Below are 22,947 nucleotides of genomic sequence, written 5' to 3' on the forward strand. Positions count from 1 at the left end.
CATTGGAGGAACCTTTTTTTATGAAAAAGTTGATATATTCGTTAGCGTTATGTGGATCTTTAACAGTAGTACCTACAATTAGTGAAGCTGCTTTAGGAGATGCTACGCTGCACCCAGGAACAAGTAATTCAGATGTGAAAGAATTACAGCAAAAATTAAAAAACAAAGGTTATTTTACATACGGTACAACAACAAACTATTACGGTTCAATCACGACTAGCGCAGTAAAGTCGTTTCAGCGTGCAAATGGCTTGTCTGCAGATGGTATTGCAGGTCCATCTACATTTAATAAACTGCTAGGAAGCGGAAGCTCATCAAGTTCATCAATTAGCTCAAGTTCATTGCTGCGCGTTGGTTCAACTGGACCAAACGTACAATCTTTACAGCAGCAGCTAAAGAATAAAGGCTATTTTAAAGGAACTACGACTCAATACTTCGGTTCAATTACAAAAAATGCAGTAATGGCATTTCAACGTGCAAACGGACTGTCCGTGGACGGAATTGCGGGTCCAGCTACGTTGAGTAAATTAAAAAATGGCGGTTCTAGCGCTTCAACTGGTGGTTCTAGCTCTAGCAGCTCAACTATTTTACGTCAAGGTATGAAAGGTTCAGCAGTAAGCAGCCTTCAGCAAAAACTAAAAAATAAAGGTTACTTCTCAGCTGGTGTAACAGGCTACTTTGGCTCAATTACAACAAGTGCAGTAAAATCATTTCAACGTGCAAATGGTTTATTAGTAGACGGAGAAGCGGGTCCAGATACGCTGAATAAATTAAATTCAAGCAGCTCTAGCAGCTCAAAACCTTCAACATCAACAGGAAGCAGCACAAGCTCAAGCTCAGCTTCAAAAGTTATTTCATATGGTAAACGTTTTATGGGAACACCTTATGTTTGGGGTGGAGCTGCGCCTGGAGGCTTTGATTGCAGTGGTTACCTTAACTATGTATATCGCAATGCAGTAGGTGTAAGTCTTCCTCGTACAGTTGCTAGCATCTATCAAACTGGTACGCGTGTAAGCTCACCTCAGCCTGGTGATATCGTTTTCTTTGAAACGTACCAACCAGGAGCTAGTCATGCTGGAATTTATATCGGAAACGGTCAATTCATGCATGCAGGTTCTTCAACAGGCGTGACAATCACATCACTAAGCAACTCTTACTGGTCAAAACGTTACTTAGGAGCAAAGCGTTACCTATAAGAGTGTAACAAAAAGGAGTAGTTGTAGAACTATTCCTTTTTTCTATGCACCATAAACGTAAAAGTAGGAAATTTTTGCGCGATTTGGTATGATAACTAGGGAACAAATAAAAGGAGTGTATAACATGGCTATTGTAGATGTAACCATTATTCCGGTAGGTACGGAAACGCCAAGCGTGAGTCAGTACGTAGCTGATATTCAAAAAGTGTTGGCCAAGCATGAAAATGAAATTACATACCAATTAACCCCTATGAATACATTGATTGAAGGGGAATTAAGCACGCTGCTAAAAATTGTCCAAGAGATGCATGAAGTACCTTTTGAAAATGGCATTCAGCGCGTATGTACAAATTTACGAATTGATGATCGCCGTGATAAAGAAAATCATACGATGGCGGGGAAATTACAATCAGTACAGTCTAAATTAAAAGCGAAATAAATAATATGAAATACAATAAAAAACGCCTGAGTATCCACTCAGGCATTTTTTATTGTATTTATACTTAATTAGCATGCACAAGAGAAAAAATTTGAAAAGCCACGCGCAGCCTAAGAGTTTCCTCTGACGTGTGAATAGGTCTTTTTAATAATTCTTCGCATTTTTCAATTCGATAGATCACCGTGTTCCGGTGAACGAATAACTGCTTAGCGGTCTCTGAGATTTGGCAATTGGAATTTAGATATGTTTCCAGCGTGTCAAGTAAGATGGAGCGATCTTTCTTATCGTACTGCAGCAAACCTTCTAATGTTTGAGAATAGTAATCCTGTAAATCGTTTGCTGGAAGCAACCTCAGCAGTTCTTTAAACTGTTTTGGCTGATAAAATTGAATAAGCTTCGACTGATCTTTAAAATGGATGGTTTCAAGAGCTTCAACAGCTTCTTTATATGAGTCAGCGATTGTAAGTAGGGATTGGCTTTGGTTTCCAACTCCAAATGACATTCGCTTATCGTAGTGACGGTAAACAGCTTCCTGCAAGCGATGCAAGCATTCTATAATCATAGGTTGAGAATGAGGTGTAAACAAAAGAATATAAAGATTGTCATAGAAAAACAAAATGGTCTCTGGATGACCTGCTGATAACTCATAGTGAAGGAGCTCATAGATCATATCATCATCGCTGTAAGGCGTGAATGTAGAGTGGATTTTCCCGACGGCGCAAATATAGCTGTTTGCTGCTGATAAGCCCATCATCTGCGCTTGAAAGGAAGCATCTTCAAGCGTTTTATAATAATTGTTAACAAGCTGATTGAAAAAATCGTTTTTTCGTCGCCGTTCAGCTTCATACAAAGCCTGCTGCCTCATCATTTCGAAGGATAAAACGTTTGTCGCTTGTTCAATCGTTAGGAGCGCTGAATCGGATAAAGAAACTTGATGTTCAATAAGTAAATAACTGTACTTTCTTGTATGTGTCGCAATCGGAAAAAGCGTAACGGTTTTTTTGGTGTGTAAAAAGGAAAAGGTTGTATATTTTGACGTTCGTAAAAACAGCTGCTTAGCGCCCGCTACCGCTTCTTCCATCGGGAGTGAAAAAGGTTCGCGTTTGTTTGTATAAAAGAGTTCATGGCCATGGGTATCAAAAAGGGCAACATGAGCATTGCATAACGTTTGAATGGATTTCATAATTTTCTCAATGCCTTTTCCTTGTAAGATGTATGAGGAAAATAGCTGATGTGTGACCATCGCTTGCTGAAGCTCGGCTGTTTTTTTATCTAAAATAAAGCTGAGAGATTCGTTAATAACCGCGCCTAACGTTTCGTCCGTTTGGAAATCAATGATCGGAAAGTGAAGTTCATCAGCTAGCTGACAAATAGAAGCAGGCACGTGTTCGAAAAAGCGCTTCGTTTTGATGGCCAATCCTGCACATTTCTTTTTAGCCATTCCTTCTACAAGTTTTGCTAAGCTTTCTTCATGTTCTTTGAAGTGATAACCCGTTGTAATTAAAAATTCTCCTTCTTTTAAAAAAGATAAAATATCGGGTGCGTCCATCATATTGACGTTATGTACTTTGCGGGTGACTCCTTTTTGCCCAGCTACTACAGATGCTTTCTCATAAATTGGAATGCGTAAAAGAGTTTGTAGTTCCATTATTTATTACTCCTTTTGTTAAAAATTCTCACATTTCCCTGCGCGTATCTTTATCTATCTTTTATTTTATAAGAAAGTTTAGTTAAAATAAATAAAATTTTCAGAAAAAAATGTATAAATTGTTAATGAAGAAGTGTATTCAATCCTGTAAGATAAAATAAATAACATATAATGTTAGAAAAAGTGACGTATATAAGACTTTATATATTTAGTGATAATAGCCAAAAAAACACTAAATCATTGTAGGAAGTGTTAATGAAAACAATCAGTCATTTTCTTAAAATGAAGATAGCAGGAGGGATAGCAATGGTTGCAGATATGACGGGAAAATCTAAGCTTTGTCAGCAAATCGAAGAAAACGTTAGCTGGCTGTCACAGTTTGGGTTAGATGAAAAAGAAGGGGTCACGAGGCTTTTATATACGGAACAGTGGAATGCAGCTCAAAAGGCATTGGAAGAAAAAATGAAGGGACTTCACCTCAAAACGTATTACGATGATGTAGGAAATTTATTTGGACGGTTGCAAGGAACGGGTTCAGAACAACAAGTTATTTTAACAGGATCCCATATCGACACCGTGATAAACGGAGGAAAGTATGACGGGGCGTTTGGTGTTGTGGCAGGTATCATTGCTCTGCAGTACCTATATGCGCATTACGGATCCCCTACAAAAACCTTAGAGGTCGTATCACTTTGTGAAGAAGAAGGCAGTAGATTTCCTCTTACGTATTGGGGATCAGGTAATATGAATGGATTACACAGCAAAAGTGATGCAAAACATGTTATAAATAAAGAAGGGGTTAAGCTGGATGACGCAATGAAACAGCTCAATTTCGGAAAAGGCCTCCACAGCGAGCCGTACCGCACGGACATCGCTTCTTTTATTGAACTGCATATCGAACAAGGAAAGCAGCTTGAAATGTCTCATTGCGATATCGGAATTGTTTCTAGTATCGTCGGGCAGAAACGATTTACAGTATCTGTTGAAGGTGAAAGTAACCATGCGGGCACAACCCCGATGAACATCAGAAAAGATGCATTTTATGTGAGCTGCAAACTTGCTAAAGCATTTATTGAATTGAGCGAAAAATATCATAACGCTTTATACGTAACGGTTGGCAAAATTACACTTTCTCCAAATGCACCGAATGTAATACCAGGATATGTAGAATTCACGGTCGATATAAGACATCATGAATATGAGGCTTTACAAGAGACAGAACGAGAAATGAAGGAAATTATAAAGCGAACAGCAGGGGATTTAGAAGTGAATATCGACTGCTGGATGGATGAAAAACCTGTCGCCATGAGCGGGAAATTATCTGAACTTTCCAAAATTATTTCCTCGGAAAAGAATATCTCCTCCCGAGAATTAGTAAGCGGTGCAGGACACGACTCGCAGGTATTCGGACGAAGAGTTCCAACATGTTTATTATTCGTACCGAGCCAAGATGGAATCAGCCATTCCCCAAAGGAATTCACCAAAGGAGAACAGTTAGAAAAAGGAGTAAAGGTCTTAATAGAACTATTATATAAACTTGCCTACTAGGAGGAATTTGACATGACTATAACAAAACAGCTTCATACACCGCCGCGTACGATTATGACCCCCGGACCCGTAGAAGCAGATCCCCGCGTATTAAGAGCATTAGGAACACCTATTTTAGGTCAGTTTGACCCCGCATTTACGCACATTATGAACGAAACGATGGAAATGCTTCGTGAACTATTTCAAACCAAAAACAAATGGGCTTTTCCCGTTGATGGAACGTCTAGAGCTGGGATTGAAGCAGTTCTTGCAAGTGTAATTGAGCCTGGCGATAAAGTGTTCGTTCCGATTTTCGGCCGCTTCGGCTATTTATTAACGGAAATTGCCGAGCGCTACGGAGCTGATGTACACAATATTGAATGCGAATGGGGAGAAGTATTTGACCCTGAAACAGTTATCCGTGAAATAAAAAAAGTAAATCCGAAAATTGTTGCAATGGTTCATGGTGAAACGTCTACAGGAAGAATGCAGCGGCTTAAAGAAATTGGTGCTGCATGCCGCAACCAAGATGTTTTATTTATCGTCGACGCAGTAGCCACTATTGGGGGTACGGATGTAAAAGTAGATGAGTGGAACATTGACGCATTGATTGCAGGCACACAAAAGTGTTTATCTGTTCCGTCCGGCATGGCACCTATTACGTACAATGATCGTATTGAAAAAATTATCATGGAACGCAAAAAAGTTGAAAAAGGAATTGCCACAAAAGCAGATGCTCAAACTGTTCGTCTGCGTCCGAATATTATCAGTAACTATTTTGATTTGAGTCAGCTTCAAGACTATTGGAGTGAGCGCAGATTAAATCATCACACGGAAGCAACGTCCATGCTCTATGCTTTAAGAGAAGGGCTGCGCGTTATTTTAGAAGAAGGATTAGAGGAAAGATTTGCAAGGCATCGCCTCCATGAAAAAGCACTTGTAGCCGGTATTAAAGCAATGGGATTATCTTTATTCGGAGATGAGGATTCAAAAGTTCCAACCGTTACTTGTGTTTTAATTCCCCGAGGTATTGACGGAGAGGCAGTTCGTTCTACACTCCTTGAACAATTTGGGATTGAAATTGCAAGTTCTTTTGGGCCGATGCACGGAAAAATATGGCGTATCGGTACAATGGGATACAGCTGTCGAAAAGACAACGTTCTATTTACATTGGCTGGTCTTGAAGCAGTGCTTATTCGAAACGGTGCAACCGTGAATGCAGGTTCTGCTTTGCAAGCAGCATTAGAAGTTTACGAGGAAGAGGTAGCGTTGTCTAGTCTGTAAAGATTCGTTTTATTCATCATATAAAGAAAAGAGGAGATTTTCTATGAGCGAATACTTTTTTACACACCCCTATGCATCGCAGCGTACGTGTACGTTTGGAAAAAATGGAATGGTAGCAACCAGTCAGCCTCTTGCCGCTCAAGCGGGTCTTGAAATGTTGAAAAAAGGAGGCAATGCGGTAGATGCTGCTATTGCCTCCGCGGCTTGTTTAACGGTTGTAGAGCCTACTTCAAATGGAATTGGTGGAGACGCATTTGCTCTTGTGTGGATCAATGAAGAGCTATACGGACTCAACGCAAGCGGTCCTGCTCCTGCTTCTATCTCTATTGAGGCTCTGCGTGCCATGGGGATAAAAGAGATGCCCGCTCGCGGTTTTGTTCCTGTTACGGTCCCAGGTGCCCCGAGTGCGTGGGCGGAGCTGTCAAAACGCTTTGGGCGGCTATCGTTAAAAGAAGTGCTGCAGCCTGCTATTTCATATGCACAAGAAGGGTTCCCAATCTCCCCGATTTTAGGGTACAATTGGGAACGAGCGTTTGAACGATTTACACACGCGTTAAAAGGTGACGAATATAAGCACTGGTTTGAGACATTTACCAACAATGGATCAGCTCCTAAAGTAGGGGAAATGTGGCGATCGCCAGACCATGCTGCTACGCTGCTTGAAATTGCCGAAACGAATGGAGAATCTTTTTATAGAGGGGATTTAGCTGATAAAATAGCAGCTTTTTCGAAAAAACACGGCGGATTTTTAGCAAAAGAAGATTTAGCAGCTTTTAAAGCAGAGTGGGTGAAGCCGATTTCAACTTCTTACCGAGGATATGATGTGTGGGAAATTCCGCCTAACGGCCAAGGCCTTATTGCACTTTTAGCTTTAAATACGCTAAAAGGCTTTTCTTTCGATGCCAAAGATTCTGTCGATACATACCACAAGCAAATTGAAGCCATGAAGCTAGCGTTTGCAGATGGACAAAAATTCATTACAGATGCTGATAAAATGACAGTAGCAGTTGAAGATTTGTTGAATGATTCTTATGCAAACAAGCGCAGAGGGCTGATTGGTGAAAAAGCGCTTATTCCCGAAGCCGGACAGCCGTCTCATAGCGGCACGATCTATTTAGCGACAGCTGATGGAGAAGGAAACATGGTATCATTCATTCAAAGTAATTACATGGATTTTGGCTCAGGACTTGTCGTACCTAATACGGGCATATGCCTGCAAAACCGCGGGCATAATTTTTCGTTAGATCCACAGCACCATAACCGATTAGAGCCTGGAAAACGGACCTACCATACCATTATTCCTGGATTTTTAACAAAGAATAAAAGCGCTGTAGGTTCATTCGGTGTAATGGGCAAATTTATGCAGCCTCAAGGACATGTGCAAGTCGTCATGAATATGATCGATTTCCATCTAAATCCTCAGGCAGCTTTAGATGCACCAAGATGGCAGTGGATTGAACATAAAAAAGTTCTTGTGGAAAAAGAAATGCCTTCACATATTGTAGAAGCATTAGAACGCAAAGGGCATGATATTCATGTGGCTACGAGCAGACATACGTTTGGAAGAGGGCAAATTATTTTAAGAGATGAACAAACCGGTGTATTATACGGCGGCACAGAAGCGCGAACAGACGGAGCGGTCGTTGCTTATTAGATCACAGAGAAAGGAGCGCGAGAAATGCGACAATTGGATATTTTTATAGCGTTTTTTCGCTCAGGTATGCTCGGCTACGGAGGCGGGCCTTCAGCTATTCCACTCGTGAAAAAAGAAGTGGTCGATACGTACAAGTGGATGGATGACGATGAATTTGGCGATTTATTAGCAATCGCCAATACGCTTCCTGGGCCTATTGCTACAAAACTGGCTGGATACATCGGCTATCGAGTCGGCGGTATTTTGGGTCTCGGGACAGCTTTATTTGCAGCCGTTATTCCAACCGTTTTTTTAATGGTATTGCTGTTAACAACTTTAACGCAATTTAAAGATCAGCCGTGGGTTATGGGCATGACCAAAGCAGTTGTTCCTGTAGTGGGAGTTATGCTCGCGGTTATGACGTGGGACTTTTTTAAAAAATCAACGTCTGGTTTAGGGTGGACTCCAGCTATTATCTTACTGATTATTAGCTTAGGATTAATGGAATTTGCCCATATCCATCCAGCGGTCATTATTATTGTTCTTATGGCAGCAGCTTGGATTCCGCTAAAACGAAAAGGAAAAAAAGGCGAAAGTGCTGAACACAAGCAAGAGAGGGAATCGGTATGATTTATATTCAGCTATTTATGGCGTTTTTTGTTTCAAATATTTTAGGCTATGGAGGCGGACCAGCGTCGATTCCGCTTATTCAAAAAGAAGTCGTGGATCACTATCATTGGCTTACGGTCAAAGAGTTTAGTGAAATGCTGGCAATTGGAAATGCGCTTCCTGGTCCGATTGCAACAAAAATGGCGGGGTTTATCGGATATCAGCAGGCAGGGATTTTAGGTTCTGTGATTGCTCTTTTTGCAACGATTGCTCCATCGGTTTTACTTTTAGTTATTTTACTTCGAATATTATTTAAGTATAAAGATTCGCCAAATGTTAAGAAAATGACGAACTACATTCGTCCCGTTATCGCCATTTTACTGGGCTTGATGGCGTATGAATTTTTTATGAATTCATATGGTGATTCAGGTATATGGCAAACTTTATTTTTAGTAGCAGCAAGCTTTCTTTTATTAGAAAAATTGCGCGTGCATCCAGCGTTCGTTATTGTCGGAGCACTCGTATATGGAGCTGTTTTTCTTGCTTAAATGAAGCTCTCAAATAATGAGAGTTTTTTTGTGTAAAAGAGACGAAAAGAGGGGAAGTCATGGTTGAAAAAGCAGCGCTAGAAAACGTTCAGGATTTGGTTAAACTGCGAATGTTGCTCATGAAAGAACTGGGAGAATTAAACGGGAACGAGGAGCTGTTTCAAAAAGCTACAGAAGAATATTTTACTGCAAATATAAATAATCCAAATAGCTATACGGCCATTTTAAAAGCGGATGGAGAAATTGTATCAGCAGGAAGCATCGTCTTTTTTATACGTCCGCCTTCACCGAGTAACCTCCAAGGAAAAGAAGCATATGTTATGAACATGTATACAGCTTTTGATCACCGAAAGCACGGCTATTCTTCAGCTATTTTAAAGCATTTGATGCAGTACTGCCAAAAAAGTGGCGTAAATCGAATATGGTTAAATGCTTCTTCCGCTGGAAAAAGCTTGTATCAAAAACATGGATTTATTGAATGTGAATCTGAAATGGAATACAAGTTTGAAAAAAAATAGAGTAGCAAAACTCTTGATAGAGAAGGGTTTGAAAGAGCTGTGGTTTTAAAAAAATAAAAAAAATTAATAAAAAGTGTTGACGAAGATAAAAAAACCATTCATAATACAAATCAACATCACACAACATTACACACAACTTGGAAGCGACAAACAGTTTCAAACGATCGGAACTGATTATCCAAGTACACATACATAGTCAATACTGAGCGTTGATAGGAGCACTAGTAGAAAAAATTTCCCTGTAACAGAGAGCTGACGGTTGCTGCGAGTCAGAACACAAATTTTTTCGAAGTACATTCCTTGAGCATCTTTTCCGAGCAGGAAAAGACGGCCTAGCCGTTATTTTAATGAAGAGGCAAGCAAAATGCTTGCAACTAGGGTGGTACCGCGAATTTTCGTCCCTACTGACTCTTAAGAAAAATCTTAAGGGTGAGTAGGGACTTTTTGTATTTCGGTCCGTTATAATTTTATATCCATTACAAGCGATGAAAAGAGCATAGTAGCAAAATCTTCCCTGTATTCAGAGAGCTGATGGTTGGTGCGAATCAGTACAAAAGAGATTGCGAATTACATTCTTGGAGCTTTCTTTTGGCGATAGTCAAAAGCGGCAATAGCCGTTATCTTAATGAAGAGGCAAGCAATGCTTGCAATTAGGGTGGTACCGCGATCAATTCGTCCCTACTGATACAATCAGTAGGGACTTTTTGTATATCCGCATAAGCGGCTGTGTAGGTGTAAAACGGATTTTTCAATACAAACTAAACGAGAAAGTCCGTTCGAGGTTATAAAATCAAAGGAGGATTTTTAAAATGACAAAATCATTAGAACAATTACGAGGACAAATCGACGAAATAAATTTAGAAATTTTAGAATTATTAAACAAACGCGGTGAAATCGCACAAGAAATTGGAAAAGTAAAAGGTACACAAGGTGTGAATCGCTTTGATCCAGTTCGTGAACGTAAATCGTTAGATCAAATCTTAGCTAACCATAATGGTCCATTCGAAGCTTCAACAATTCAGCATATTTTCAAAGAAATTTTCAAAGCTAGCTTAGAGCTTCAAGAAGACGACCACCGCAAAGCACTTCTTGTATCTCGTAAAAAGAAATCCGAAGATACAATTGTTGACATCAACGGTACTAAAGTAGGACCTGGAAACTTAGAATTTGTAATGGGACCATGTGCAGTAGAAAGCTACGAACAAGTAAAAGAAGTGGGCTTAGCGCTTAAAGAACAAGGCATTACATTAATGCGCGGCGGAGCGTTCAAACCACGTACATCACCTTACGATTTCCAAGGACTTGGAGTGGAAGGATTAAAAATCTTACGTCAAGTAGGAGATGAGCTAGGCCTATCAATTATTAGTGAAATTGTTTCTCCTCAAGATATTGAAACGGCTCTAGACTACGTAGATGTGATTCAAATTGGTGCACGTAACATGCAAAACTTTGAGCTATTAAAAGCAGCAGGTTCTGTAGACAAACCAATTCTTTTAAAACGTGGATTGGCAGCAACAATTGAAGAATTCATTAACGCTGCTGAATACATTATGTCTCGTGGAAATGGAAACATTATTCTTTGTGAACGCGGTATCCGCACATACGAGCGTGCAACACGCAACACATTAGATATCTCAGCTGTTCCAATCTTGAAAAAAGAAACGCATTTACCAGTTGTAGTAGACGTAACGCATTCAACAGGACGCAAAGACTTACTATTACCATGTGCAAAAGCAGCGATTGCTATCGGCGCAGATGCTGTAATGGCAGAAGTTCATCCAGACCCAGCAGTAGCACTATCAGATTCAGCACAGCAAATGAACATTCCTGAATTCCACAAATTCATGGAAGAATTAAAAGGTGCAGCAGTAAAATTATCTTAATTTCATAGTGATACAGTGATAAGAAACTAGTAGCAAACATTTCCCTGTCTCAGAGAGCTGACGGTTGGTGGAAGTCAGTACACAAATGTGAGCGAATTACACTCTTTGAGTACTCTTTTATAGAGCGGTCAGCGGATCGTTAACAATTCGAGGTGGCAAGCAATGTTTGCAACTAGGGTGGTATCGCGAGAAAAACTCGTCCCTATGACGTAGGGGCGAGTTTTTTATTTTTTATAACAGAAAGGAATCGATAATATGAGATATTTAACAGCAGGAGAATCGCACGGACCTCAATTAACAGCGATTATTGAAGGAGTACCGGCAGGGCTTGAATTAACAGCCGAACATATTAATGAAGATTTAGCAAGAAGACAAAAGGGACATGGGCGCGGACGCCGCATGCAGATTGAAAAAGATCAAGTTCAGATTAAAGGTGGGGTTCGCCACGGTGAGACGCTTGGTTCACCCATTGCTTTAGTCGTTGAAAACAAAGATTTTACTCACTGGAGAAATATTATGGGTGCTGATCCAGTTGATCATGATGAAGAAGTGAAGCGACAAATTACAAAACCTCGTCCAGGTCATGCGGATTTAAATGGAGCGATTAAATACGGTCACAGAGATATGCGAAACGTATTGGAACGTTCATCTGCTCGTGAAACGACGGTACGAGTAGCCACAGGCGCAGTTGCCAAACAAGTACTAAAAGCTGTAGGCGTAAATATTGCATGTCACGTACTTGAAATCGGCGGTGTGAAAGCTGAAAAAACGGCATATGAGTCACTGACAGAACTTCAGGAAAAAACAGAAGCGTCGCCTGTTCGCTGCTTAGATGAAGAAGCGGGACAGAAAATGATGAAAGCAATCGATGATGCAAAAGAAAATGGAGACAGCATTGGTGGCGTAGTGGAAGTAGTAGTAGAAGGAATGCCTACTGCAGTGGGAAGTTACGTGCACTATGATCGTAAGTTAGACTCAAAGCTAGCTGCTGCTATTATGAGCATTAACGCGTTTAAAGGCGTTGAAATCGGCGTAGGCTTTGAAGCAGCTCGCAGACCGGGAAGTGAAGTCCATGATGAAATTCTATGGGATGAACAAAACGGCTATACGCGTAAAACGAACAATGCTGGAGGTTTAGAAGGAGGCATGACAACAGGGATGCCGATTGTTGTGCGAGGTGTCATGAAACCTATTCCTACCTTATACAAGCCGCTGCAAAGTGTAGATATTGATACAAAAGAGCCATTTGCTGCAAGTATTGAACGCTCAGACAGCTGTGCAGTACCAGCGGCAGCGGTTGTAGCAGAATCAGTGATTGCTTGGGAACTAGCATCTGCTATTATCGATCAATTTGGAGCAGATCGAATTCAGTTAATTCAAGAAAACGTAAAAAAACATGAAGAATACGCAAAGCAATTTTAATGAATAGAGGAGAATGAAAGGTGAAAACACGTGTATTACTTATTGGCGTTGGTCTTATTGGAGGATCATTAGCGCTAGCTATGAAGAAGCATCGTCACGTCACAGTCGTTGGAGCTGATATCAATACAAATGAAGTACAAGTAGCCAACCAGCTAGGTATCGTTGATTATGTAGCTGAAGATATAAAAACAGAAGCAGCCCAAGCAGATTATATCGTGCTTGCTACTCCAGTAGAGTACACGACAGCATGGATACACGACCTTTCTACTTGGAAGCTTAAAGAAACGGTTATCGTAACGGATGTCGGAAGTACCAAAGGTGAAATTATGAAATCAGCCGAAGCGCTGAATAAAAAACGTATTTCATTTATTGGCGGACATCCGATGGCTGGTTCTCATACGAGCGGTGCAGTCAATGCACGAGCGGATTTATTTTGTTCGGCGCGCTATATTTTAACGCCGTTTGAAAATGAGCAAAAAGAAAAAATAGATGCGCTTATGCATTTGCTAGAGCCTACAGGTGCACAATTTGTACCGCTTGATGCAGCTACTCATGACCAAATCACTGGAGTTGTCAGTCATTTACCTCATGTGATTGCGACCAGTCTTGTAAGACAAGTAAAAGGATATTCAGCACAGAATCATCTTGTCACGGAAATGGCAGCAGGCGGTTTTCGAGATATTACGAGAATTGCTTCAAGCAACCCTCATATGTGGAGAGATATACTAAAACAAAACCGTTCTATGCTTTTAACATTGCTTGATGACTGGATGAAAGAAATGGAACAAGTAAAACTATTAGTAGAAAAAGGTGACGGTCACGAATTATTTGATTACTTTTCAGATGCGAAAGAATTTCGTGATTCGCTTCACGCATAAAAGGAGAGACGTATTGTGACAGTAAAAGCTTTACGAGGAACGATTCAAATTCCAGGAGATAAATCCATTTCTCACCGTTCCGTCATGTTTGGTTCGATTGCAGAAGGAACAACAACGATTAACGGATTTTTGCCAGGAGACGATTGCCTTAGCACCATTTCCTGCTTTCAAAAACTAGGTGTAGATATTCAAATGATTGATGAACAAAGCGTCGTGGTAAAAGGAAAAGGTATACAAGCGTTGAAAGAGCCATCTGATATTTTAGATGTTGGAAATTCGGGCACCACGATTCGCCTCATGATGGGGATTTTAGCAAATACACCCTTTCATTCAACATTGATTGGAGACGAATCCATTGCCAAACGCCCTATGAAGCGTGTGACGGGTCCGCTTCGTGATATGAATATTCATTTAGACGGCCGAAAAGAAGCTAATTTTACACCGCTTGTTATACGAGGTGGGAAAGCAAAAGGTATACACTATACATCTCCCGTTGCGAGCGCACAAGTAAAATCAGCTATTTTACTTGCTGGACTGCAGGCGGAAGGAACAACTTCTGTAACGGAACCGGCGAAATCGCGTGATCATACAGAACGTATGCTAGAGGCATTTGGTGTTAAAGTCGAAGAAGAAGGCTTAACCGTTTCAATTGAAGGCGGTCAAACGTTAAGAGGAACGCATGTAGAAGTGCCTGGTGATATTTCGTCAGCTGCATTCTTTTTAGTAGCGGGGGCTATTATTGCAAACAGCCGCATTGAAATTCAAAAAGTGGGGATGAATCCGACTCGAACGGGTATTTTAGATGTGCTTTCAAATATGGGCGCTTCGATCGAGACAGTCAAAGAAACAAAAGAAACCGCAGAACCCTATGCAGATTTAGTTGTAGAAGCTTCTCACTTAAAAGGTACAGAAGTAGGCGGAGAGTTAATTCCACGCTTAATTGACGAAATCCCAATTATTGCACTAGCTGCCACGCAAGCAGAAGGGATTACAGTTATTAAAGATGCTGCAGAGTTAAAAGTCAAAGAAACAAACCGTATTGATACGGTAGTGAATGAGTTAACCAAAATGGGCGCTAACATTGAAGCAACGGAAGATGGAATGATTATTCACGGAGGTGCAAAACTTCACGGAGCAAATGTAAACAGCCACGGAGATCACCGTATCGGTATGATGCTCGCTGTTGCCTCTTGTATTGCAGAAGGGGAAACAATTATTGAAAATCGCGACGCGGTATCCGTCTCTTACCCGCAGTTCTTTGCTCACTTAGAGTCTTTACAGCAGTAAATTCCCTTATTATGTTAAAATAACAGTTTGAAAGTTGTAAGGAATTTATAAAATTAAAACCAATGACTCTATATTTCACCGGAGAAATCCGATATAATCATTACAACACCTCTAGTATTAAATAGAATTTGGTGAATGATTATGTTTTTGATGATTGTCTACATCGGGGCCATTTTATTTTTTATAAAAATGTTTATGGATCGAGATTTTATTTGGTTTTTATTTTTATTGCCATTTTTGATGTTTGTTATGTTTTTTGAAACAGACTATCTTGATCATGTCCCTGAATCTGGAAGGTTAATTATCTTTACATTTTCTTTTTTAGTCATTTATGCAATGGTTTTGGTGTATAATCGATACTTTAGAAAAGAAGGATGTAAAGAGTAAACTCAAATGTGAATCCATTGATAATGATAAAAAAAGCATGCCCTACGGCGTGCTTTTTTTATCGCTTGAATTGACATCCACTGGTGTAAGCGGCTTTTTAGCAGGGCCTTCTATCACAGATCCGTCGTAAGAGAAACGAGAACCGTGACAAGGGCAGTCCCACGTGCGGTCACCAGCGTTCCAATTCACTTCACATCCTAAATGCGTGCATGTAGTATCGACGCAGTGAAGCTTCCCTTGAGGATCTTTATAAGCCCCTGTACGTTTGCTGTTTACATATACGACCGATCCTTCATCATTTTGGAGCTGATCCAGTCCTTTTTCAGGCATTGAAAACTTACCGGTAATAAAGTGTTCAGCCACATCAAGATTTTGACGAAAGAAATGCTTAAGGCTAGGGTCCGCGTAAAAACGAGATGGATTATACAACTCTGCATATGGGTTGTCTTTTCCGGTTATTGCATCTCGAATAATATGTGCTGCAATGGTGCTATGAGTCATTCCCCATTTTTTAAATCCGGTAGCAATAAAGATATTTGGCTTGCTTTCTTTAATGGGACCGATATATGGAATTTTATCAAGCGTAAATAAATCTTGTGCAGACCATTTATAACGCAAATGTTGAACAGTAAAATTTTCTTCAGCGAACCTCTGAAGGGACTCATAGTGGAACATAGTATTAATTCCTTGTCCAGCTTTGTGGCCTTCTCCACCAATTAAGATGAGTTCTTCTCCGTCAACTTTTGTTGAACGCAGCGAATGAGTAGGCTGATCAGCGCTTAAATACATGCCTCCAGGGTAAGCTTGTTCAACTTTTGCTGCTAACACATACGAACGTTTGGCATACATGCGCGTATAGTAAAAGCCCGCTCCATCATAAAATGGAAAGTGTGAACACGCCACTACATATTTGCAAGAAATTCGATGGCCGTCTCTTGTGACAACGGTGGGCGACGTGCTTTCTTCTACGTCCGTTGCTACGGTGTTTTCAAAAATCAATCCGCCGCTTTCTGTGAATTTTTTGACTAAATGAAGCAGATATTTTAACGGATGAAACTGAGCTTGATCTTTCATAATAGCCGCTGCTCTAATATCAAAATTAAAAGGAAGCTCTGTTGCAAATTCACATGGAATATGTAATCGCTGATAGGCTCGAAATTCTTTACGAACTCGATGATCAAACTCCAGCGTTTCTCCGTATAAGTAAGCATCTTGTACCGAAAAATCACAGTCAATGTTTTCCGTTTGAATTAAGTTTTTCATAAACTGCAGAGCTTGTTCGTTTGCTTTATAATACAGCAGCGTTTTTTCTTCGCCAATGTGTGAAAGCAGCTCATCATAGATAACGTCATGCTGAGCTGTAATCTTTGCTGTTGTGTGACCGGTTGTACCATTTAAAATATTATCAGCTTCAATTAACGCCACGTTCAGCCCTTCTTTTTGTAATAAATAAGCTGTTGTAATACCGCTAATACCGCCTCCTACTACTACAACATCAACTTTTCGATTTTCTGAAAGAGATGGGTATGTTGGAAACTTTAAATGATCTCGCCAGTAGGGCTCAGTATCCTTTGGGATATTTGCCAATTTATTCACCTCCATATGATAAATCTTATTTTTACCATAGTTTTCTAAAAAATGTATGCAAAATAAAGGAATCTACTCTAATAGCATCTCTTTGCTGTGCCTATTTAAGCAAAAGGAGGGGAAAAGAGTGATTGCAATCAGCCTTTGTACGATTGTTGCGAACGAAGCAGGGGTTAAACGAAAATATTTGCTCTTCAAGATTCTTCTTTTTCAACGTGGCTTCCGCACCTGCACCTTGCCGTTTGCTAGGATAGAAGTGGTGAATAAAAAGCAGAGTAGGGAATAGTAAAGGTTACAGATTTAAACATGAAGAGCAATAAATTCATATAAATGATAGGGAGCATCATATAATAAAAGTATAGAGGCTTAATTCGGCAAAAGGTATTTAAACATCAGGGTCCAAATAAAAGGGCAAACGGCATGTTTGTCCTTTTTTCATGATTATAGTGACAATTTTCATATATAGTAATAAAGTATATATATAGCAAAAAAATCCCAAATTTCAAGAAGATAAAAAACGGCTTAAAACCAAAATAAGTTGTACTCTCAGAGTATGTAGAACGTGCAAAAAAACGAAATAATATGTAGTATTGTAATACAGGACGTAATTGGGAAGAAAAATGAAAACGTTGACAAAAAGAGGAGGGGTACCATGTTGGGTTCACTACCTAATGTTATAAATACGTCAACGCTTGTGTCTTCAAGTGAACAACAAGAAGCGTCATCTGAATCATTTAAAACATATACTCATAAAGGAAAAAAATTTAAGGTCTATTTACCTAAATCTTATCATATTTTAAAATCTTATCCACTAATGGTTATGCTGCATGGATGTACACAAAATGCAGATGATTTTGCAATAGGCACGCAAATGAACGAGCTCGCCGATGAAAAGGAATTTATTGTCGTATACCCACAGCAGTCTTCTAACTCAAATATGAATAAATGCTGGAACTGGTTTGAACCTCTTCATCAAATTAGAGGGTTTGGCGAGCCAGCTATTATTGCAGGAATTGTAAAAAAAGTCCAAAACATGCACTTCATTCAGAAAAATAAAGTGTTTATTGCCGGTCTGTCAGCAGGAGGAGCAATGAGCATCGTTATGGGGGTAACGTATCCAGAACTGTTTGCTGGAATAGGTGTGTCAGCAGGTATCGAATATCAGGCGGCTCTTAACGTATTTAATGCGTATTCTGTCATGGCCAGTAAAGGTCCTTCCCCCGTTAAACAAGGGAGAATTGCTTATCAGCAAATGGGAAAACGGGCAAAGCCACTGCCGCTCATTGTATTTCATGGTAACGCTGATTCTACGGTAAATGTAGCCAATGCAGATCAAGTGGTTCACCAGTGGATTACAACGAATAATCTTGCTTATAACGGAAGAATAGATGGATGGATTCAAGATAGCCCGGTTAAAACGAGAGAAGAAAAAATTCTCTTTGGACGGGATTATACAACATATCGCTACGAAAGCAGCAAGGGAGAATTGGCTATTGATAAATATATTATCAATGGAATGGGTCATGCATGGTCAGGAGGGAACTCAGCGGGCAGCTATACAGACCCTAAAGGCCCCAACGCTAGTCGAATCATGTGGGACTTTTTCATGAGTCAACAAGTATAAACAGAGCATATAATGAGGTTCAGTTGCGTTCTTATCGCAGAGAAGAAGAGCTGAAAGTAGCTCTTCCGGCCCTTATTAGTATAAAGAAGCAGCTGCAGGAACCATTATTTTAACTAGACGTGTTTTTCTAAAAATTAGGATTTGATTATTTAGAAAACGGGTACTGTAATAAAGAAAATAAGAAGTCAAAATTACATAGCTTAGGATTGACAGCTTATAGTTGTAAATGTAAGATAACTGCGAGCTGCATTTTGTATGATTAAAACATTAAAATAAGCCGAAAACTGAAAAAATAAATAGAAATTGTAAGATGAGCGGGTAAGGAAAAGGAGATTAAAAAATGAATATTGCATTTTTCTTAGTACCAAAAAGTGATGTTGTAACACTAAATATTCAATCCACATTAAGACAGGCTCTTGAAAAAATGGAGTATCATCGCTATTCTACAGTTCCACTAGTTGACGATGATGGTAAATATGTGGGCGTTCTTACTGAAGGGGATCTTCTTTGGAAGTTAAAAAGCCTAGGAGACTATCGCTTTCAAGATACGGAAAATATTAAATTAACAGAGATTGACCGCTATCAAGATTATAACCCAGTTGCTATATATGATGAAGTTCAAAACATCCTTTCAAAGGCAATTGACCAAAATTTTGTTCCTGTAACGGATGATCAAGGTGTATTTATTGGAATTGTGAGAAGAAGAGAAATTCTAGAGTTTTATGCAGAAAGCGCAAGTAAAGTGAAAAATCAAATATAAAAAAAGTCATCTCTAGATGGCTTTTTTTCTTGTCTTATCGCCCCCGTACATACTCCTAAAAACAGGCTTAGGTCATGGCCCACAGCAATGCACTTCCTTGTACTAGTTTACATAATCTATTTATATATAGGTATAAAATTGCCTATATAAATCTTATTTATAGATAAGGATGGTTTATGTGAGTTACAACAATAAAAAGAAGTGTTGCTGGTGTTCTAATCAGTATTATTACAAAACTTCTGGCTATGATCCAAGAAGCAGCCATGAAGGAAAATGCTGTCATAGCGATTATAAGCATAACGATCATTGTCCTAAACATGATGATGATCATCGTTCTGGACATAAAAAATGCCATCATGGTGGCAACCATGGCGGAGGTCACGACGGTAACCATGGCGGAGGTCACGACGGTAACCATGGCGGAGATCATGGTGGTAACCATGGCGGAGGTCACGGCGGTAACCACGGTGGAGGTCACGGAGGTTGTCATGGTGGAGGTCACGGAGGTTGTCACGGCGGAGGTCACGGAGGTTGTCATGGCGGTAACCACGGTGGAGGTCACGGAGGTTGTCATGGCGGTAACCACGGTGGAGGTCACGGAGGTTGTCATGGCGGAGGTCACGGCGGTAACCACGGCGGTTGTAAAAGACGTCGCTGCTGTTGGGGCTGGGTGTTTTAATTTAATAAATAATTGAATTAAAATGAAGCGTTGATTTAGCAGAAAGAACTCAAGAAATTGAGTTCTTTTTTTGTAAGTTGAAACTTATAAACGGTATACTTCGTATATATAGTAAGAGCATTTTGGAGGAGGAAAAAAAATGTTTAAAAAAATGTTTGCTAAAATTGGAGTTGGAGCTGCCAAAGTAGATTTACGCCTAAATGAAACGGCCTATACGCTCGGTCATGTAATTGAAGGAGCTATTATCATCCAAGGTGGAAACGTTCAGCAACATATTAATTTAATTGATGTTGAATTTTGGCTTGAAGTTCAAATGAAAAGCGGTCAAATGCATACACATCGTGTGGAAAGCCTGCGCGCAGCTTCTTCATTTACAATTAATGAAGGCGAGAAAAAAGAAATTCCATTTACATATCATTTACCTTTGGATCTTCCAATCTCTGCGAGCAACGTCAGCTATTTCTTTAAGACACACTTAGATATTGAAGGGGGAGTAGACTCAACAGACCGGGACCCTGTGCGCATTAAAGCTCCAAAAAGCTTATATCAGTTAGTAGAGGGCTTTGAAGCACTTGGGTTTAGAGAAAAACATCATTCAGGAAAATTTAACGGATACAAACAAGAATTTGCATTTTTTCCTACAGACTTCTTAAAGGGGTATGTAAATGAGGTTGAGTTTGAGGTAGCCATTGAACGAGAAGGTATTCGCGTGTTATTGGAGCTGGATTTGCCTTCTTTCGGCCGAGAGAGGGAAATAAAAAACGAACTCTTTTTTACAAATGATGAACTAAGCCAGCCATCCACTATCGCTCGCTTGCTGGAAGAAGCGATGGAAGAGATGATGGAAAATCCTCGAGACTATGAGTATTATAAGCCTTCTCACTATGATCAGCATTCACACCACCCACGTATGAGCGGTTTGGGAGGAGCAATGGGAGGCTTTGCAGCCGGTATGTTAGGCGGACTGCTCATTGAGAATTTGATGGATGATATGTTTGAAGACTCGGCGCTTGGCGAAATTGGAGAAGATATTGAAGAAGCCGGGGAGGATCTGTTGGATGGAGATTTTTTTGATGGAGGAGACGATTGGTAAAAGGGATTTTGAATAAATAAAAAGGATGATTAATGATGATCATCCTTTTTTTCTTTCTTCTTTCTTTTTTTTACTTCTATATACTTAATGTGAAAATCCTCTATAATCAGAACTTTAAAGTAAAATTGCTCATGCTGAATGATATCATTTTTGGTCACATCAAACTTTTCGGTTAACACCCACCCGGCAATGGTATCTACTTCTTCATCGCTAATATCCGTACCGAGTAAATCATTTACTTGGCTAATGAGCATTTTTCCATCAAGAATATAATGATCGTCTTTAATTTTTTGTACATAAGGAATTTCGTCCGTATCAAACTCATCTCGAATTTCTCCTACAATTTCTTCAATAATATCTTCTACTGTAACAAGCCCAGCGGTTCCGCCATACTCATCAAAAAGAATAGCCATTTGGATACGTTCTTTTTGCATCTTTACAAGCAAGTCATGAATAGGTACAGTTTCAATCACTTTAAAAATAGGCTTGACGTATGATTCTAACGTATTAGTGCCGTCTTTTTCGTTAAATACAATATCATTATAAATTTCTTTGATATTAACAAGACCGATTACTTTATCTTTATCCCCATCTTCAACAATTGGATAGCGCGTATATTTTTCGACATTTGCGATTTGCAAAAAAACCTCTACGACGTCGTCTTTGGAAGCACTCACAATTTCCGTACGAGGGACCATTACTTCTTTAGCTAAACGATCATCAAAATCAAAAATTTTACTCATATATCGATATTCGGATTGATTAATTTCGCCGCCTTCGAAGCTCTCAGATAACAAAATGCGCAGCTCTTCTTCACTATGAGCAGCTTCATTTTCTGAAATCATCGTTATACCAAAAACCTTGGTCAACATACGAGCTGAGCCGTTTAATATTTTAATGAACGGATACATAAGTTTGTAAAACACGATAATCGGTTTTGCAAAGTTCAGCGTAATTTGTTCAGCCATTTGAATAGCAAACGTTTTAGGAGCTAATTCTCCCAAGACAACATGTAAAAAAGTAATAACAACAAATGCAATGACAAAAGATAAAATGCCAGCAAGCGGCTCATTCGTATGGAAGGTAGTAAAAAGAGGGTGAAGCAACCGATCTAGCGTCGGTTCACCAAGCCAACCAAGCCCGAGAGCCGTGATGGTGATACCAAGCTGACAAGCGGATAGATATTCATCTAGATGCGTAATAACATGTTTGGCAGAGACGGCTTTTTTATTTCCTTCTTCTAGAAGCTGATTAATTTTTGAACTTCTTACTTTTACAATAGCGAATTCTGTCGCTACAAAAAAAGCAGTTAATGCAATTAAGACTGCGACTAATAGTAATTTTACGGCGATCATTAAAGTCACCACCTTGTACGTAAATGTATATCTTAAGTGTTAGCCAAAGTGGAGAAAACATGTATTAAATCCGGAAAAGAAAAACGCACATAAAAAAACTGCTTCTATCTTTAAAAAGAATAAGAAGCAGTTTATTATGTTACATGTTCATTTAGGGGAATTAATCTTAACTTTACCATCATGGTCTATCACATATCGGCTCTACAGTTCAACTGACTTTTAGCAAACGTATTGCGAGCGTGTTATGACACCTCCTTTAACTGTAATCCGAGTATATATGATGCATCTCTCACTCCTTTCTATTGGTTAAATTTATTATAATACATAATTAATCAAAATACTACAAATATTCAGAAAATAATTCAAAATGCATAGTTTTTTGTCATTTTCTGAAATATACACAAAAAACGAGATTGAGATATAACAAAATCAATACAATCTAAAGACGAATAAACTGAGTAAATGATCTAGTACGGGTCGTGTGGTTACACTGCTGGTGATTTCCGTGCAAGGCTACGCTTTCCCTCCAATCAACAGCTAGAAGCTACTCTAAACATAACCTATATTCACCATACTAATGAAAAGATCCG

At 39.5% G+C, this 22,947-nt stretch carries 21 protein-coding genes and 3 other annotated features; of the genes, 18 read left to right on the plus strand and 3 right to left on the minus strand.

Features of this window, described 5'->3' with window-relative positions; all coding sequences use genetic code 11:
• Positions 1-20: 20 nt before the first annotated feature.
• Positions 21-1,196 (plus strand): C40 family peptidase, encoded by a 1,176-nt coding sequence (locus AC3WJG_RS21650; RefSeq protein ID WP_028409153.1) that lies wholly within the window; start codon positions 21-23, stop codon positions 1,194-1,196.
• Positions 1,197-1,320: 124 nt separating this feature from the next.
• Positions 1,321-1,635 carry an MTH1187 family thiamine-binding protein gene (locus AC3WJG_RS21655; protein WP_028409152.1) on the plus strand — a complete coding sequence of 105 codons (315 nt, stop codon included), beginning with the start codon at positions 1,321-1,323 and terminating at the stop codon, positions 1,633-1,635.
• Positions 1,636-1,699: 64 nt separating this feature from the next.
• Here the strand turns inward: AC3WJG_RS21655 and AC3WJG_RS21660 are convergent, their stop codons facing one another.
• Positions 1,700-3,283: a PucR family transcriptional regulator gene (locus AC3WJG_RS21660; protein ID WP_102813069.1), complete on the minus strand. Its 1,584-nt coding sequence runs from the start codon at positions 3,281-3,283 to the stop codon at positions 1,700-1,702.
• Positions 3,284-3,589: 306 nt separating this feature from the next.
• Here AC3WJG_RS21660 and allC point away from each other — a divergent pair, with 306 nt between their 5' ends.
• The 11 genes from allC to AC3WJG_RS21715 all read left to right on the plus strand — a co-directional run bounded on the left by allC (position 3,590) and on the right by AC3WJG_RS21715 (position 15,259).
• Positions 3,590-4,831 (plus strand): allantoate deiminase, encoded by a 1,242-nt coding sequence (allC, locus tag AC3WJG_RS21665; RefSeq protein WP_253352919.1) that lies wholly within the window; start codon positions 3,590-3,592, stop codon positions 4,829-4,831.
• Positions 4,832-4,843: 12 nt separating this feature from the next.
• Positions 4,844-6,094: a pyridoxal-phosphate-dependent aminotransferase family protein gene (locus AC3WJG_RS21670; protein ID WP_028409149.1), complete on the plus strand. Its 1,251-nt coding sequence runs from the start codon at positions 4,844-4,846 to the stop codon at positions 6,092-6,094.
• Positions 6,095-6,137: 43 nt separating this feature from the next.
• Positions 6,138-7,748, plus strand: a complete 1,611-nt coding sequence (ggt, locus tag AC3WJG_RS21675) for a gamma-glutamyltransferase (protein ID WP_060746310.1) — start codon at positions 6,138-6,140, stop codon at positions 7,746-7,748.
• A gap of 24 nt (positions 7,749-7,772) precedes the next feature.
• Complete coding sequence (locus AC3WJG_RS21680; RefSeq protein ID WP_028409147.1) at positions 7,773-8,357, plus strand: chromate transporter; 585 nt, start codon at positions 7,773-7,775, stop codon at positions 8,355-8,357.
• Positions 8,354-8,884 carry a chromate transporter gene (locus AC3WJG_RS21685; protein WP_028409146.1) on the plus strand — a complete coding sequence of 177 codons (531 nt, stop codon included), beginning with the start codon at positions 8,354-8,356 and terminating at the stop codon, positions 8,882-8,884. The genes AC3WJG_RS21680 and AC3WJG_RS21685 overlap by 4 nt, the downstream gene beginning before the upstream one ends.
• A gap of 59 nt (positions 8,885-8,943) precedes the next feature.
• A complete protein-coding gene (locus tag AC3WJG_RS21690) occupies positions 8,944-9,402 on the plus strand; it encodes a GNAT family N-acetyltransferase (protein ID WP_013057699.1) in 459 nt (152 codons plus the stop codon).
• A 200-nt stretch (positions 9,403-9,602) separates the two neighbouring features.
• Positions 9,603-9,808 (plus strand) — a binding site (T-box leader).
• Between the two features lie 70 nt (positions 9,809-9,878).
• Positions 9,879-10,085 (plus strand) — a binding site (T-box leader).
• 126 nt (positions 10,086-10,211) lie between these two features.
• A complete protein-coding gene (locus tag AC3WJG_RS21695; protein ID WP_013057698.1) occupies positions 10,212-11,285 on the plus strand; it encodes a bifunctional 3-deoxy-7-phosphoheptulonate synthase/chorismate mutase in 1,074 nt (357 codons plus the stop codon).
• Positions 11,286-11,291: 6 nt separating this feature from the next.
• Positions 11,292-11,492: a binding site (T-box leader), on the plus strand.
• A 48-nt stretch (positions 11,493-11,540) separates the two neighbouring features.
• Complete coding sequence (gene aroC / locus AC3WJG_RS21700; protein ID WP_013057697.1) at positions 11,541-12,707, plus strand: chorismate synthase; 1,167 nt, start codon at positions 11,541-11,543, stop codon at positions 12,705-12,707.
• Between the two features lie 20 nt (positions 12,708-12,727).
• Positions 12,728-13,585 carry a prephenate dehydrogenase gene (locus tag AC3WJG_RS21705; RefSeq protein ID WP_028409144.1) on the plus strand — a complete coding sequence of 286 codons (858 nt, stop codon included), beginning with the start codon at positions 12,728-12,730 and terminating at the stop codon, positions 13,583-13,585.
• Positions 13,586-13,600: 15 nt separating this feature from the next.
• Positions 13,601-14,872, plus strand: a complete 1,272-nt coding sequence (gene aroA, locus AC3WJG_RS21710) for a 3-phosphoshikimate 1-carboxyvinyltransferase (protein WP_102813066.1) — start codon at positions 13,601-13,603, stop codon at positions 14,870-14,872.
• A gap of 141 nt (positions 14,873-15,013) precedes the next feature.
• Entirely contained in the window at positions 15,014-15,259 is a 246-nt protein-coding gene (locus tag AC3WJG_RS21715; RefSeq protein ID WP_013057694.1) for a hypothetical protein, read from the plus strand.
• A gap of 42 nt (positions 15,260-15,301) precedes the next feature.
• Here AC3WJG_RS21715 and AC3WJG_RS21720 read toward each other — a convergent pair whose 3' ends face one another.
• Complete coding sequence (locus AC3WJG_RS21720; RefSeq protein WP_337134106.1) at positions 15,302-16,846, minus strand: FAD-dependent oxidoreductase; 1,545 nt, start codon at positions 16,844-16,846, stop codon at positions 15,302-15,304.
• A gap of 127 nt (positions 16,847-16,973) precedes the next feature.
• Here AC3WJG_RS21720 and AC3WJG_RS21725 point away from each other — a divergent pair, with 127 nt between their 5' ends.
• The 5 genes from AC3WJG_RS21725 to AC3WJG_RS21745 all read left to right on the plus strand — a co-directional run bounded on the left by AC3WJG_RS21725 (position 16,974) and on the right by AC3WJG_RS21745 (position 21,002).
• Positions 16,974-17,132 (plus strand): hypothetical protein, encoded by a 159-nt coding sequence (locus AC3WJG_RS21725; RefSeq protein ID WP_337134105.1) that lies wholly within the window; start codon positions 16,974-16,976, stop codon positions 17,130-17,132.
• A 366-nt stretch (positions 17,133-17,498) separates the two neighbouring features.
• Positions 17,499-18,470: an extracellular catalytic domain type 1 short-chain-length polyhydroxyalkanoate depolymerase gene (locus AC3WJG_RS21730; protein ID WP_028409141.1), complete on the plus strand. Its 972-nt coding sequence runs from the start codon at positions 17,499-17,501 to the stop codon at positions 18,468-18,470.
• Positions 18,471-18,810: 340 nt separating this feature from the next.
• A complete protein-coding gene (locus tag AC3WJG_RS21735) occupies positions 18,811-19,230 on the plus strand; it encodes a CBS domain-containing protein (protein ID WP_013057690.1) in 420 nt (139 codons plus the stop codon).
• Between the two features lie 178 nt (positions 19,231-19,408).
• Entirely contained in the window at positions 19,409-19,909 is a 501-nt protein-coding gene (locus AC3WJG_RS21740; RefSeq protein ID WP_337134104.1) for a hypothetical protein, read from the plus strand.
• Positions 19,910-20,048: 139 nt separating this feature from the next.
• Complete coding sequence (locus AC3WJG_RS21745) at positions 20,049-21,002, plus strand: sporulation protein (protein WP_028409139.1); 954 nt, start codon at positions 20,049-20,051, stop codon at positions 21,000-21,002.
• 29 nt (positions 21,003-21,031) lie between these two features.
• Here the strand turns inward: AC3WJG_RS21745 and AC3WJG_RS21750 are convergent, their stop codons facing one another.
• Positions 21,032-22,357 (minus strand): hemolysin family protein, encoded by a 1,326-nt coding sequence (locus tag AC3WJG_RS21750; RefSeq protein ID WP_060746966.1) that lies wholly within the window; start codon positions 22,355-22,357, stop codon positions 21,032-21,034.
• Positions 22,358-22,947 lie beyond the last annotated feature (590 nt).

It is taken from the genome of Priestia sp. FW507-14D1A, assembly GCF_058781295.1.

What these genes read in the sequence shown, in the direction of transcription:
- AC3WJG_RS21655 (WP_028409152.1), top strand. Translation starts at nt 1,321, where the DNA reads ATGGCTATTGTAGATGTAACCATTATTCCGGTAGGTACGGAAACGCCA.
- AC3WJG_RS21690 (WP_013057699.1), top strand. Translation starts at nt 8,944, where the DNA reads ATGGTTGAAAAAGCAGCGCTAGAAAACGTTCAGGATTTGGTTAAACTG.
- AC3WJG_RS21695 (WP_013057698.1), top strand. Translation starts at nt 10,212, where the DNA reads ATGACAAAATCATTAGAACAATTACGAGGACAAATCGACGAAATAAAT.
- ggt (WP_060746310.1), top strand. Translation starts at nt 6,138, where the DNA reads ATGAGCGAATACTTTTTTACACACCCCTATGCATCGCAGCGTACGTGT.
- allC (WP_253352919.1), top strand. Translation starts at nt 3,590, where the DNA reads ATGGTTGCAGATATGACGGGAAAATCTAAGCTTTGTCAGCAAATCGAA.
- AC3WJG_RS21735 (WP_013057690.1), top strand. Translation starts at nt 18,811, where the DNA reads ATGAATATTGCATTTTTCTTAGTACCAAAAAGTGATGTTGTAACACTA.
- AC3WJG_RS21680 (WP_028409147.1), top strand. Translation starts at nt 7,773, where the DNA reads ATGCGACAATTGGATATTTTTATAGCGTTTTTTCGCTCAGGTATGCTC.
- aroC (WP_013057697.1), top strand. Translation starts at nt 11,541, where the DNA reads ATGAGATATTTAACAGCAGGAGAATCGCACGGACCTCAATTAACAGCG.
- AC3WJG_RS21715 (WP_013057694.1), top strand. Translation starts at nt 15,014, where the DNA reads ATGTTTTTGATGATTGTCTACATCGGGGCCATTTTATTTTTTATAAAA.
- AC3WJG_RS21670 (WP_028409149.1), top strand. Translation starts at nt 4,844, where the DNA reads ATGACTATAACAAAACAGCTTCATACACCGCCGCGTACGATTATGACC.
- AC3WJG_RS21650 (WP_028409153.1), top strand. Translation starts at nt 21, where the DNA reads ATGAAAAAGTTGATATATTCGTTAGCGTTATGTGGATCTTTAACAGTA.
- AC3WJG_RS21660 (WP_102813069.1), bottom strand. Translation starts at nt 3,283, where the DNA reads ATGGAACTACAAACTCTTTTACGCATTCCAATTTATGAGAAAGCATCT.
- AC3WJG_RS21730 (WP_028409141.1), top strand. Translation starts at nt 17,499, where the DNA reads ATGTTGGGTTCACTACCTAATGTTATAAATACGTCAACGCTTGTGTCT.
- AC3WJG_RS21745 (WP_028409139.1), top strand. Translation starts at nt 20,049, where the DNA reads ATGTTTAAAAAAATGTTTGCTAAAATTGGAGTTGGAGCTGCCAAAGTA.
- AC3WJG_RS21750 (WP_060746966.1), bottom strand. Translation starts at nt 22,357, where the DNA reads ATGATCGCCGTAAAATTACTATTAGTCGCAGTCTTAATTGCATTAACT.
- AC3WJG_RS21685 (WP_028409146.1), top strand. Translation starts at nt 8,354, where the DNA reads ATGATTTATATTCAGCTATTTATGGCGTTTTTTGTTTCAAATATTTTA.